At 48.8% G+C, this 14464-nt stretch carries 4 protein-coding genes and 1 rRNA gene; all 5 read left to right on the forward strand.

Annotated features, from left to right (window positions below):
* Positions 1-86 (forward strand): 5S ribosomal RNA (gene rrf, locus NLX73_RS24710); the annotation flags it as partial.
* Positions 87-1044: 958 nt separating this feature from the next.
* Entirely contained in the window at positions 1045-1869 is an 825-nt protein-coding gene (locus NLX73_RS24715) for a thioesterase II family protein (protein ID WP_254327596.1), read from the forward strand.
* 215 nt (positions 1870-2084) lie between these two features.
* Positions 2085-3980 carry an ABC transporter ATP-binding protein gene (locus NLX73_RS24720; protein WP_254327597.1) on the forward strand — a complete coding sequence of 632 codons (1896 nt, stop codon included), beginning with the start codon at positions 2085-2087 and terminating at the stop codon, positions 3978-3980.
* Positions 3955-5820 (forward strand): ABC transporter ATP-binding protein, encoded by a 1866-nt coding sequence (locus NLX73_RS24725; protein ID WP_254327598.1) that lies wholly within the window; start codon positions 3955-3957, stop codon positions 5818-5820. The genes NLX73_RS24720 and NLX73_RS24725 overlap by 26 nt, the downstream gene beginning before the upstream one ends.
* 50 nt (positions 5821-5870) lie before the next feature.
* On the forward strand, positions 5871-14464 hold an 8594-nt coding region (locus NLX73_RS24730; protein ID WP_254327599.1), incomplete at its 3' end, for a non-ribosomal peptide synthetase.

Raw genomic sequence — 14464 nt, forward strand, 5'->3', positions numbered from 1 at the left:
TACCCATCCCGAACACGACCGTTAAGCCCTCCAGCGCCGATGGTACTTGGACCGCAGGGTCCTGGGAGAGTAGGACGCCGCCAAGCAAGATAAAAGAGCACAGCCCATTAAGGCTGTGCTCTTTTTGTATACCATAAGGCTTTCGCGTTTTGGAAAATATACAAAAAAACCATACATATACTCCATCCCACTAAATTAATAAGATTGGGGGATAACTACAATAAAGCTTACAACGCTCTGCATATCGACCAATAGTGAAGTCAAACATAATGAAATTTATAAAGCAACAAGCTTCAACAACAGGGAGCCTTGCTGTTTGCCGTTACTGTTTTTAGAGGAGGTGAAAGATTAAAAGTAAGGCTATAAATTTCTAGAGAACAGGTACTTTTGAATTGAGATAGAAACGTTTCTATTAGAGTTTGAAAAGAAAATTCATAGCTTTGGGAGAGAAAAACTCAATCCGAACTGAATTTTTTAGACGAAGAGTCAGAAAAAAATATGCAAAATATGATCCTTTAGGACTATGAAATAACAATATTTATTACAAAATTAAAGAGTTATTAATTTTGGCTTATGTGAGCTTGATACAAATTTAATCCATTATTTAGGAGGTTAAAGAGAGTTGCGGAAAAAGGCGGAATTTGTCGGATGATATCAGGTTGAATTTGTTACATTTATGTTAATGGCATGTAAAGATAAAATTGTTGTAGGATAAGGGGTTGGAGCTTCAATGTAAATCATAATGAGTTTAGTTTTACAAAATTCGTGAAAACCTAAAATTTCGTTTCAAACTAAATTAACAGATCATGATTGACAGATAACTAATACAAAAAGTGAAATTGTTGCTTTTGAAGTTTGGAAACAAATAACATAATATAGATTTTGTTTTATTTTTATGAGCTCTATCGATTTAGCCCTTTTGTCCCATGCCAAGTGGTTTTAAAGTTTGTATATTTAAAAACAGTTAGAAAGTGTTGGAAGAAAAAAAGAGATATAAGGATTTACTGTAAAATTATGAACTGTATAGAGGATGGAGGAATTCATATGACGACTCGATCGCAATCTTGGTTCGCGAAAACAGAGGTCCAACCGACTGCGAAGCTCCAACTATTTTGCTTCCCCTACGCCGGTGGTGGTGCTTACATATTTAACTCTTGGAAGTCCAGATTTGCGCCTGACATTACCGTGCTGCCTATACAACTTCCAGGACGTGAAAGCCGTTCAACAGAAGCTCCAATGGATACTCTTCAAGACATCGTTCAATCGTTGGTTCCCGCTATGGCTCCATACATGCATAAGCCGTTCGCTTTTTTTGGGCACAGTATGGGGGCACTGATTGCATTTGAAACAGCACGACAGTTGTACAGCAAAACTGGAAAGCTACCTGTGCATATCATCATATCTGGTAAATCCGCACCACATCTTCCATACTCCAAAAAACGACTCCATGATTTAGCAGACGATTCTTTCACGGAAGAGCTTCGTTTAATGCAGGGAACCCCTGAAGAGGTGCTGCAAAATGCAGAATTGATGCAAATTATTATGCCTCGTCTGCGTGCAGATTTTAAGGTATGTGAAACTTATGTTTATCAGCCGGGAAATCCACTGGTATGCCCGATGACCGTTTTAGGCGGAATGAAGGATTTTGAGGTTAGCACAGATTCACTCCATGCCTGGCAACAACATACGACATCACCTATGGATGTTCAGATGTTCGAAGGTAATCACTTTTTCATCCATGAACAAGAACAAGAGGTTTTGAGCGCAGTCGAGAACATTCTTTCTACATCCTCGCCGATGGGCCACGCGGCGGCAGCTCGTACAGCTTACAACACAAGCACCCTACAACCACGATTCAGACAGAGTTGAATGTCCCACACATCACGATACACTTCGTTATTACCATCTCAGCAACAATCAACAACCAACCCACACCAAGATGCAAATTCCAGCATAGTTCAAAATCGCATTTTATTCTGCACGGATACTCATGCATCCAAACCCAGAGTTTATCTCAATGACGTCCACAGCCAATATAAAAAGTTCGCACTGATAAAGTGTGGGCAACGAAAAGAGGGATGCCCTTGTTTCGATTAAATTCTGCTTTTCGGAGACTCGCACGTTATGTAAGGCCGTATAATCTATGGGTTTTCATAACGGTGATCGCCTCCTTGTGTTTGGCAGCTATTGACATTGTTTTGGGTAAGGCCATTGAGCAAATGGCACAGGGGACATTCTCCTCTACCCAGAACATGATCTATCTGGTTGTTGGTATGACGCTAATTGGAATGCCCTGTAAGTTTGTGATGAGGTACGCTTCAGCGCGATTTAGTGTTAGTGCTCTGCGCGACTTGAGAGGCGATCTCGTACATAAGTTTTGCGATTTACCGGTTTCCAGCGTGGAAAGGAAATTTACCGGAGATTTGGTATCCCGTCTAACCAATAATACGGCAGTATTACAGAACTTTTTTATCCAGCAGTTTGCCAATCTGTTTTATTTACCGCTTGTGTTTACGGCATCACTCATATTGCTTTTACTGACAAGCTGGAAACTGATATTGGCAAGTCTTGCGCTCATGCCAATAGGAATGATCATAACATCACTAATGAGCAAGCCGATTGAAAAATATTCCGCGGATATTCAGGAGAAAATTGCTCATTTGAACGCTGTGGGGCAAGATGCAATCGGAGGAATCCCTATCGTCAAGGCATTCAATATGCAAGCTGTGCTGTTGAAGAAGTATATGGTGATTATGGAGGAGGTCGTCAAGCGCGGCTTACGGCTAGAAAAGCGCTATGCAGCCATTACTCCGGTAGGTGTGATGATGCTAGCAACACCGATTATTTTGGTCATTGTATACGGAGGATACCTGATACAACATGGAGAGCTGAATGCTGGAGGCATTGTACTTTTTTTATACCTGATTTCGTTCATATTGCAGCCGATTGCCATGCTGCCGACGATCATTTCGCAAATGAAGGAAGCGGGTGGAGCCGCAAAGCATTTGTTTGAGGTACTGGATTGGCAGAATGAACGTCAGGATGGCGAAATGACCTTGGTAGATCAGAAGCGAGAGAATGAGGCGCCTCATTTGAAAGACGATGCAAATGGGGAAGCCAACCGAATGAATGAAGGCGGAGCAGAAAGTGATGATGACTTTGATAGTGTTGCTGTAGTCAGCTTTGAGCATTTGACCTTTGGCTACGATGAAGGGAACACAGTGCTGAAGGATATCAGCTTCCAGGCAGGGCAAGGGGATATGGTGGCGATTGTCGGTGCCAGCGGTGGAGGTAAAAGCACGATTTTTAAGCTGCTTTGCGGATTTAATGAACCTGGAGAGCATGCTGGAACCATTCAACTATTTGGAAAGAGTTTGACAGATTGGAATTTAACAAGCCTGCGCAGTCATATTTCGATGGTATCTCAGGAGCCGTCGCTTTTTCCGGCCACCATTGCAGAAAATATCGGATATGGACGTTTGGCGGCGACTCGGGAAGAAATTGTCGAGGTGGCGAAAGCGGCACATGCGCATGATTTTATTGTTCAACTTCCCGAGGGCTATGAAACTCTGTTGAGCGAGCGGGGAGGCGGATTGTCTGGCGGTCAAAAACAGCGTATTTCCATAGCAAGAGCATTACTGAAAAATGCTCCGCTGCTTCTATTGGACGAGCCGACTTCAGCACTCGATAGTCAGTCGGAGGCTCAGGTGCAGAATGCGATGAATGCGGTAATGCAAAACCGGACGGTACTGGTCATTGCTCATCGACTGTCAACCGTACGTCAGGCGAACCGCATTATTGTACTCGATCAGGGGAGCATTGTGGAATCGGGTTCTCATGAGGAATTACTAGGTCGTGATGGTGTGTACCGAAAGCTGTATTTGAAAAATTTTGAAGAAGAACAGCATACGGCGGAAAACGGTAATTCGTTGCCTGAGGAAAGGGGTGAGCGTCGTGACCTTCAAGCAGGGGTTTTATGAATTTAAGCAGTTGATAACCCTGATGAAGCCGCACCGAAAATGGTATTTTACCGGGCTGGTTGGCAATAGTCTGACCAATGCCAGCATCACGATTTTACTTTCTTTTGTGGTGCATTATTTGCTGAATTTCGCGGTTAATGGCGATGTACAGGAGCTATACCGAGCGGTCTATTTGGTCAGTGGTACATTTTTGGCATTAAGTCTTATTTCCCCCCTGTGCAGCTATATGTATAAACGGTGTGTAAAGCTAGCGATTGCCAATGTACGAATGAAACTATTTGGCCACATTGTTAAGCTATCGTACGATAAAGCCGAAAAACACCATTCGGGTGATCTTGTATCCCGTATGACGAATGATGTACAGGCGCTGGAGCAGGCTTACACCGTTCATATCCGCTCGATTATACTGGAAATTTCGCTTTTCTTGGGCTCGTTGGTCATTTTGATGGTTCTGGATTGGCGATTTGGGATTATGGCGGTTTTACTTGGGCTGGCTTCAGCCTGGATCAATGCTCATTTCGCCAAGAAAATGCGAAAGACGAGTGAAGAGTTACAGGGACGGATGAGCAGGTTCACGGAACGATTGAGTGATTTGCTTTCCGGTTTGCAGACGGTGAAGTTGTTTGGGTTGAGGACAAAGGTAGGTGGACTATGTAACGATGCAAGCGAGGACATAAACCGTATCAGCATCCGGCAGGGACGTCATATGGGCTTGCAGGATATGTGCAATTTTGTCATAGAGTTCATTACGCTGGGCGGTGTGCTTGTCGCCGGATTGATTCTGGTATCGCAGAAGCAAATGGAACTGGGAGTATTGGGACAGATTGTGCAGCTGCAAACCGGTATTTCAACGGTGTTTTTGGAGCTAGGGGCGGCTGTAACACTGTTACAAAACTCCTTGGCAGGCTTGGCGCGTATCCGTGAAATTCTGGATGAGTCGAAGGAAGAAGAGCAGTTCCCCGCGGCTAAAAAGAAGGGACCGCTGACTAGGCTTATCGATCCCGAGACGACAGCTTTATCAGCCCGTGAATCTGGGGAATTCTATGGCGATGTTGAGACCTTGCGTTCAGACCATGCCATTGAACAGACTCCGGCTGCGCTGGAGCTGCACGACATCACCTTTGGCTATCAGCCTGACCATCCAACGCTGCAAAGGTTAAACTTGGTTGTGCCAGAAGGACAGGTAACCGCGCTTGTCGGCCCGAGTGGCGGCGGCAAAAGCACAGTCATGAAGCTGTTGTTGGGATTTTACCCACCGGACGAAGGTGTGCTGCGGGTTCGTGGTCGCTTGGCAGAAGAATTTCTGTTGGATGAGGTCAGGGATTTGATGGCCTATGTACCACAGGAGGCTACGCTTTTCCACGGTACAGTAGCGGATAATATCCGTTTTGGCTCACCGACTGCCACGGATGAGGAAGTAGAGGCTGCGGCCAAAACAGCCTATGCCAGCGGCTTCATAGCCGAGCTGCCAGAGGGGTACGACACGATTGTCGGTGAACGCGGAGCCAATTTGTCTGGCGGTCAAAGACAGCGGATCGCAATTGCTCGTGCTTTGCTCAAAAATGCACCGATTTTGCTGTTGGATGAAGCAACCTCGGCTTTGGATGCAGAATCGGAATATGAAGTCCAGCAGGGCTTAAATGAGCTGATGAAGGATCGTACGACATTAGTTATTGCCCATCGATTGTCTACGATTGAACGGGCGGATACGATCTGTGTCCTTGCCGATGGCGAACTGAAAGAGCAGGGTACCCATGATCAGCTCCTTGCCGAGGGCGGTCATTATGCAGAGCTGTATGAGCTTCAATTTCGAAAGCATCCCGAGGAACAAACCGCATAAATATGCGAATTTCCTTTTTACCAATATCTATTTTGCGAGGAGAGAGACGGATGACACAGCAAAATGTTCAATTGTTTTCGCTAAGCCAGCCACAGCAACGGATTTGGTATACGGAGCTTCTGTATCCTAATCGGAACACATCAACAATTATTGCAACAGTAAAAATCAGGGGAACTGTTCGTATAGATGCCTTGCAGCAAGCAATGAACCGGGTAATTGCCCAAAATGATTCTTTTCGTATCAAAATTACTGCTCAGGATGGGATTCCGTATCAATATGTAGAGCCGTTTACGGCGGAAAGTATAGAAACGCTCCAAGTTACCCCGGAAGAAGCAAAGGAATGGTTAAAGCGCCATAATCCACAGCCGTTCTCATTGTTGGATTCGCAGCTGTACCGGTTTGTTATCTTGCAGCTCGGAGCAGAAGAAACCTGGTTTAATTTTAAAATGCATCATATTATCTCAGACGGCGTGTCCATGAATCAGGCCATTAATGAAATCACCGGACATTATATGGATATTGTGCATGGTACAGGTCAAGATACGCCGACCAAGGGCAATCCCTATCTGGATTTTATCCAGGTAGAGCAAAGCTATGAGCAATCAGACCGTTATCATAAGGACAAAACGTACTGGACAGAAAAGTTTGCTGATTTGCCAGAGACTACAGGTTTGAAATCATATAACCCGCTGACACTGAGCACAGCTGCACGCCGGGAGAGCTTTATACTGGAACATGAGTTGTATCGTGGTGTTACGGCTTTTTGCGAGGAACATAAAATTAGTATTTTCACGTTCTTCCTGGCGGCTCTGTATATTTATTTGCATAAAGTGACGGGAGAGCAGGACTTAACCGTGGGGACACTCTATGCCAACCGTACGTCTAAGAAGGAAAAGGATACCATCGGTATGTTCGTCAGCACTGTGGCTACGCGTCTGTTAGTCGAACCAGAATCCGAACTGTTGACCTTCCTGCAAGGTGTAGGGAAGGAGCAGGCATCCATTTTGCGGCATCAGCGTTACCCGTACAACAAAATTATTCAGGATTTGCGTGAACAGCAAAGCAGCCTGGACATTCAGCGTCTGTTTGGTGCTTCCATTCAGTACCGTACTTTGAGTTTCTCCCGGTTTGATGAAGCGATTCAGCAGGTTGATAACGATTTCTGCGGAGATACGGTGAACGACTTCGATATTCACATGGTTGAAATGCTGGATGATGATAGACTCGTGCTGTACCTAGATTATCGTACCGAACTGTTTAGTGAACAGGAAATTGCTCGAATTATTCGACAATTTTTGAGTGTGGCGGAGCATATGGTGCAGGGCCCACACAAGCGGATACAGGAATTGTCGCTGATCAGTGAGGAAGAACGGGCGCAAATCGTCGACGTATTCAATGCTACAGCGGTGGAATATCCACACGAAGCAGGCATTCATGAGTTGTTTGAGGAACAGGCTGAACGTACACCGAATCAGACAGCAGTTGTGTTCGGAAATGCCCGTTTAACTTATGGCGAACTGAATGTAAAAGCAAATCGACTGGCTCACACGTTGCGCGGACACGGTGTTACCGCCGAGCAAACTGTAGGTATCGTTGCTGAGCGTTCCACGGATATGATCGTCGGCATGTTGGCGATTCTCAAAGCGGGCGGCGCATATGTACCGATTGATCCTGATTATCCGGCTGAACGTGTACGTTACCTGTTGGAAGATTCGGGGGCGAAGTTGCTGCTGGTGCAGCGCGCAGAACAGCAACCGGAGGAATACACCGGAATCGTACTGGATCTGAGCGATGCTAAGGTGTACGGGGCAGAGGATGACCAAGGCTTGAATACCGTACATTGGGAGCAAAACGAGGCTTATCATGCGGATTATACCGATTATACAAATCTGAAAAATGTGATTTTAAAGGAATCATCCTCGTCTGTCGTAGACAGCACTGCTGGAGAACAAGAACGTAATTTTGGAAACCGACTAGCTTATTTGATGTACACCTCGGGCACAACCGGACAGCCCAAAGGGGTTATGGTAGAACATCGCAATGTTGTGCGTTTGGTGAAAAGTACAAACTATGCGCAATTAGATGCTGATACACGCATTTTGCAAACTGGCGCTGTTGTCTTTGACGCGTCCACCTTCGAAATTTGGGGTGCGCTACTAAATGGTGGACAGCTCGTGCTGGTAAGTCAGGATGTCATTTTGGACGCTCCAAAGCTCAAGGAAGCCGTGCGCAACCATGGTATCACGACAATGTGGCTGACTGCACCGCTCTTTAACCAGCTATCTCAGCAGGACTTGGAGCTGTTCGAGGGGGTACAAGAACTGCTGGTCGGTGGTGATGTGCTGTCCGTACCGCACATTAACCGGGTGCTGGAGGCTCATCCGTCCCTGCGGATCATTAACGGCTATGGGCCGACAGAAAATACAACTTTTTCTACAACTCATGCGATTGCCAGCGTGCAATTGGAAGCGGTACCGATTGGGCGTCCGATCCACAACTCCACAGCGTATGTCGTAGACCGTTCCATGCAGCTTCAGCCTGTCGGGGCATGGGGGGAGTTGATCGTCGGCGGCGACGGGGTGGCACGTGGCTACCGGAACCGTCCGGATTTGACGGCTGAAAAGTTCGTAGATAGTCCGTTCCGCAGCGGAGAGCGCTGCTACCGCACAGGCGATTTGGTGCGCTGGAATGAGGACGGGACGCTGGAATACAAAGGACGGATCGACGCACAGGTGAAAATTCGGGGCTACCGGATCGAGCTGGGTGAGGTGGAAGCGCAGCTGTTGAAGCTGGAAGCGGTGCAAGAAGCTGTCGTCATTGCACGTGAGGATGATCAGGGGCAAAAGCAGCTCTGTGCATATGTAGTCACCCTTGCGGATATCGCGGCTAGTGAGCTGCGAAGCGCCTTGAGCCAAGAATTGCCGGGTTACATGGTACCGTCATATTTTGTGCAGCTGGAGCAATTACCGTTGACACCAAATGGCAAAGTGGATCGTCGGGCGTTGCCGCAACCGGAGGGCAGCGTGGATTCCGGTGAGGATTACGTAGCAGCCCGTAATGAGGTAGAACGGACGCTAGTGTCCGTGTGGCAATCTGTACTTGGTATCGAGCATATTGGTGTGCTGGATAACTTTTTCCATCTGGGGGGCGACTCGATTAAGGCCATCCAGGTGTCTTCAAGACTGCTGCAAAATGGTTACAAGCTGGAAATGAGAGAGCTGTTCCAGTATCCGACGATTGCTGAGCTGAATGGACGGGTGCAGCGGGTGACCCGCGTTTCCGATCAAGGAGAAGTCAGTGGAAACGTGGTATTGACACCGATTCAACACTGGTTCATTGAGCAGCAGCCATCCAATCCTGAGCACTATAATCAGGCTCTGATGCTGCACCGTGAGGATCGTTTGGACGAAACGGCGCTTCATCAGGCACTGCAATGCATTGTCGAGCATCATGACGCTTTGCGCATCGTATTCCGCCAAAATGTGGACGGTGGATATGAAGTATGGAACCGTGGCGTGCAAGAAGGGGAACTGTACAGCCTCGAAGTGGTTGATTTTACAAATGAGTCTGACTTTGCTCATTTGCTGGAGAACAAAGCCAGCGAAATTCAAAGCAGTATCCGTTTAGATGAAGGCCCTTTGGTGAAGCTGGGTCTGTTCCGTTGCCCGGATGGAGACCATTTGTTGATAGCGATTCACCATTTTGTGGTCGACGGCGTGTCTTGGCGTATTTTGCTGGAGGATTTGGCATCCGGCTATGAGCAGGCTTTACGGGGCGAGTCTGTCCGTTTGCCTAATAAGACAGATTCCTTCCGCCTTTGGGCAGACCAGCTGTCCGCTTATGCGAGCAGTAGAGCGTTGGAGAACGAGCGTGCGTATTGGGAGCAGATTGAGCAAGCAGGGAAGAGTCAGACATCCTTGCCAAAAGATTACACTCGTAAATCTCAGGCCAAGCCACAGCTTCGCGATGATCGGACACTGACAGTGGAGTGGACGGTAGAAGAAACGGAACAATTCTTGAAACAAGCTCATCGTGCCTACAATACGGAAGCGAACGACCTGTTGCTGACAGCTCTGGGCACCGCAATTCAGGAGTGGGCAGGCATCCGTCAGGTGCTTGTAAATCTGGAGGGTCACGGACGGGAAGCTATTTTGCCGGATGTGGATATTACGCGTACGGTCGGTTGGTTTACCAGCCAATTCCCGGTTGTACTCGATATGGGCGAGGAACAGAATGTGGGACGGCGTGTCAAGAACGTCAAAGAAGGACTGCGCCGTTTGCCGCATAAAGGAATTGGATACGGGATTTTGAGATATCTTGCTGACGGGGAAGGGGAAGCTGCTTTTGTCGCCGAGCCGGAAATCAGCTTTAACTATCTCGGACAATTCGATCAGGATTTAAAGAAAAATGCCTTTCGCATGTCTCCTTATTCCATCGGAGCTTCCATTAGTGACACGTTAACCAAGCGGTATGCTCTGGATATCAACGGCATGATCACGGACGGTGCACTGGAACTGACGATCAGCTACAGCAACAAAACGTTCATGAAAAAGTCAATCAAAAAGCTGGCTGATCTGCTTCAGGAGAGCTTGCGTGAGGTATTGGCTCACTGTGTGGAAAAAGAGTTTCCAGAGCTGACGCCAAGCGACTTGTCCTTCCAAGGACTGACGGCTGGAGAGCTGGAACATATTGTAGAGCAGACGGCTGTTGCGGGAGAACTGGAAAATATTTATTCGCTCACACCCATGCAAAAAGGCATCCTGTTCCACGGCTTAATGGAGCCGAAATCCGGGGCGTACTTTGAGCAGGCGACATTTGATCTGCAAGGCAGCTTTCAAGTGGAGGCTTTTGCCGAAAGCTTAAATCAACTGGTGGATCGCCATCAAATATTCAGAACGAATTTTTATAGCGGATGGAATGAGCAGCCTTTACAGGTGGTGTACCGTCACAAACATGCCGGGTTCCGTTTTGAAGATGTGCGTTCACTGGGACAAGGAGAGCAGGACGCATACATTGCTGGTTTTGCTGAGCATGACAAAGCCGAAGGCTTTAATTTCAGCTCAGGCGAGCTGATGCGGGTGTCTATTTTGCGTACAGGCGAGGAATCGTACCGTTTTGTGTGGAGCTTCCACCATATTTTGATGGACGGCTGGTGCTTGTTCCTAGTTGTGGGGGAAGCATTTAATACGTACTTTGCCATCCTCGAAGACCACAAGCCGGAGCTTGCCCCGGTAACGCCATACAGCGAATATATTGAATGGCTGGAGCGGCAGGACAAAGCAGAGGCTGAACGGTTCTGGAGTGATTATTTTGCTGGTTTCGAGCAGCAGACGGTATTGCCGCAGGCAAAACAGCTGGACGGTCACGCTAAAGAATATGAAGCGGACAAACTTTCGTTTACACTGGACCGCGAAGTGACGGAACGGATGAACAAGCTGGTTAAGCAAAAGCAAGTAACGGTCAATACACTGCTGCAAGCAGCGTGGGGCGTTGTGCTGCAACGGTATAACAACAGTCGGGATGTTGTATTTGGCAGTGTCGTGTCTGGTAGATCAGCGGATATTCCAGGCATCGATACAATGGTTGGTTTGTTCATTAATACCGTTCCTGTACGGATTCATAGTCCAAAAGATGTAACGTTTGCTGAGCTGATGAAGCAAACCCAGGAGCAGGCGCTGGCTTCCCGTGCCTATGAAACCTATCCGTTATATGAAATTCAGGCCCTGACAGAGCAAAAACAGGACCTAGTGAACCATATTATGGTGTTTGAAAACTACCCAGTGGAACAGCGTATGGAGCAAATGGGTAGCCGTGGTACGAATGGTTTTACGATTGCCAATGCTTCCGTGTCGGAGCAAACGAACTATGATTTCAACATTACGGTTGTGCCGGGGGATGAAATTCATGTCCATTTGGAGTACAACGCGCGAGTATTGGAACGTACAGCTGTAGAGCAAATCCGCGAGCATTTGCTGCATATGATTGAAGAAGCGATTAACAGACCAGATGCGCTGGTAGATGAGCTGGAGCTAGTGACTGTTTCGGAAAAAGCGAAAATCATCGACGGTTTTGGATCAGTAGGCGTATCTGCATGGAGTGATGAAAAGCAATCAGAAGGGTTGTTCCACGCCTATGTGGAAGAACAAGCGCAGCTTGCGCCGGATCACGTGGCAGTTGTATACGAGGAGCGGCAGCTTACATACCGTGAGCTGAACGAGCGTGGGAACCAACTTGCTCGTAGATTGCAGAATGAAGGCATTGGGCGCGAATCCATTGTTGGTATTTTGAGCGAGCGCTCGGTGGACATGCTGGTCGGCGTATTGGCAGTATGGAAAGCCGGCGGGGCATATGTACCGTTAGATGCGGATTATCCGTCCGAACGTATCCGCTTTATGCTGGAGGACAGCGGCGCGACAGTGCTGCTGACGCAAATCGGCTTGCAGGAGCGCGCGCAGGCATGGCTGGAGGAAAGCCGACAGGCTTTGGCCGGAGGGCAGTCTGAGGGCGAGCTGGAAACGGCGGTTAGCATTGAAACGATGGAAAGAGACAGCCTTAATGAGGGATTCAGCTTGAAATCAGATTCGTCATCTAATAGCGAAGCAGCATCCGAACCCGCAACGGGACTGCGTCTGCACACCGTGCTGGCGTTGGACGATGAGTCGCTGTACACCGGAGATACCGCTGATGCAGAGCACATCAACGAACCGCAGGATCTGGCGTATGTGATCTACACCTCCGGGACAACGGGACGCCCGAAAGGGGTCATGATCGAGCATCACAGTTTGGTAAACACAGCCGCGGCCTACCGCCGGGATTACCGTTTGAACCAGTTCCCGGTACGATTGCTGCAACTGGCAAGTTTCTCCTTCGACGTGTTTGTCGGCGATATCGCGCGGGCGCTCTATAACGGCGGGACGATGGTCATCTGCCCGAAAGACGACCGGATTGACCCAAGCCGTCTATATGGCTGGATTCGTGACTACCAGATTACGGTGTTCGAATCGACCCCGGCCCTGATCGTACCGTTTATGCAGCATGTGTATGAACAGGGACTGGACATGAGCAGTCTAGAACTGCTGATCACCAGCTCGGATAGCTGCAGTGTGACAGACTACCGGGTGCTGCAAGAACGGTTTGGCGCGGATGTTCGCATTATGAACAGCTACGGCGTCACGGAAGCGGCGATCGACTCCAGCTTCTACGACGAAGAACTGTCGAAGCTGCCAAGTAGCGGCAATGTACCGATTGGTCAGGCGTGGCTGAACGCACGGTTTTACATCTTGGACAGCCAGTTGAATCCGGTGCCGATCGGCGTGCTGGGCGAGCTGTGCATTGGCGGTGCCGGGGTGGCACGAGGCTACCTGAATCGTGCGGACCTGACCGCCGAGAAATTCGTGGCCAATCCGTTCGTACCGGGTGAACGATTGTACCGCACAGGCGACTTGGCGCGGTGGATGCCGGACGGCAATGTGGACTTTATCGGCCGGATGGACTATCAAGTGAAAATCCGGGGCTACCGGATCGAGCTGGGCGAGATTGAAACGGCGATCCAGCGGGTGCCGGGTGTGCGTCAAGCGGTAGTCATCGACCGGACGGATGAGCGTGGGCACAAGTACTTGTGCGGATACATCACGGGAGAAACCGAGCTGCGGATCGAGGAAGTACAGGCCGAGCTGGAAGCAGCACTGCCAGCACATATGGTACCTGCACGCTTGATGCGTCTGGAGACGATCCCCCTGACGAGCAACGGCAAAATCGACCGCAAGGCCTTGCCGGAACCGGAAGGAAGCATCCATACCGGTGCAGCCTATGTGGCACCGCGTACCACGGTGGAGCAAGTGCTGGCTGCAGTATGGGCCGGGGTGCTGGGTGTCGAAACGGTAGGCACGCAGGATAACTTCTTTGAACTGGGCGGCGATTCGATCAAAGCCTTGCAAGTATCCTCCCGATTGCTGCAAGCAGGTTATCGACTGGACATGAAGGATTTGTTCAGCAATCCGACGGTAGCGTCACTCAGTCCTTTACTTCGTACAGATGGCAAGATGGCCAGTCAGGAAGAAGTCGTAGGCCAGGTGGAACTGACACCCATTCAGCGGTGGTTCTTCGAGCAGCGGCCGGTTGATCTGCACCACAGCAACCAGGCGATGATGCTGTATCGAGCTGGGCGCTTTGACGTCGACGCGCTGCGCCGTACGATGGAACGTATTGTCCAGCATCATGACGCATTGCGCACTGTATTCCGTGAGACGGAGCAGGATTATGTCGCTTGGAACCGCAGTGTGGAGGAAGGCGAGCTATACACGCTGGACATTGTAGATTTTAGAGGAATTGAGGACGAATCTGCCGCTGTAGAAGCCAAGGCGAGTGAAATTCAAGCCGGCATTCATTTGAGCGAGGGTCCGCTTGTGAAGCTTGGTCTGTTCCATTGCGCTGGGGGCGACCATTTGCTAATCGTCATTCATCATTTGGTTGTGGACGGCGTATCGTGGCGTATTTTACTGGAGGATTTGGCATCCGGTTATGAGCAGGCTGTTGCAGGTAAAACAGGCACAGCTATTCGACTGCCACATAAAACAGATTCTTTCCAGGTATGGGCCAAACAGCTGTCAGCCTACGCGAATCGTGCGACGATGGAGCGGGAGCT

Origin of the sequence: Paenibacillus sp. CH40 (assembly GCF_024213605.1) — a bacterium.
Lineage (GTDB): Bacteria > Bacillota > Bacilli > Paenibacillales > Paenibacillaceae > Paenibacillus > Paenibacillus polymyxa_B.

Excerpts from the sequence above, each read along its gene's own strand:
- NLX73_RS24715 (WP_254327596.1), top strand. The coding sequence starts at position 1,045 with ATGACGACTCGATCGCAATCTTGGTTCGCGAAAACAGAGGTCCAACCG.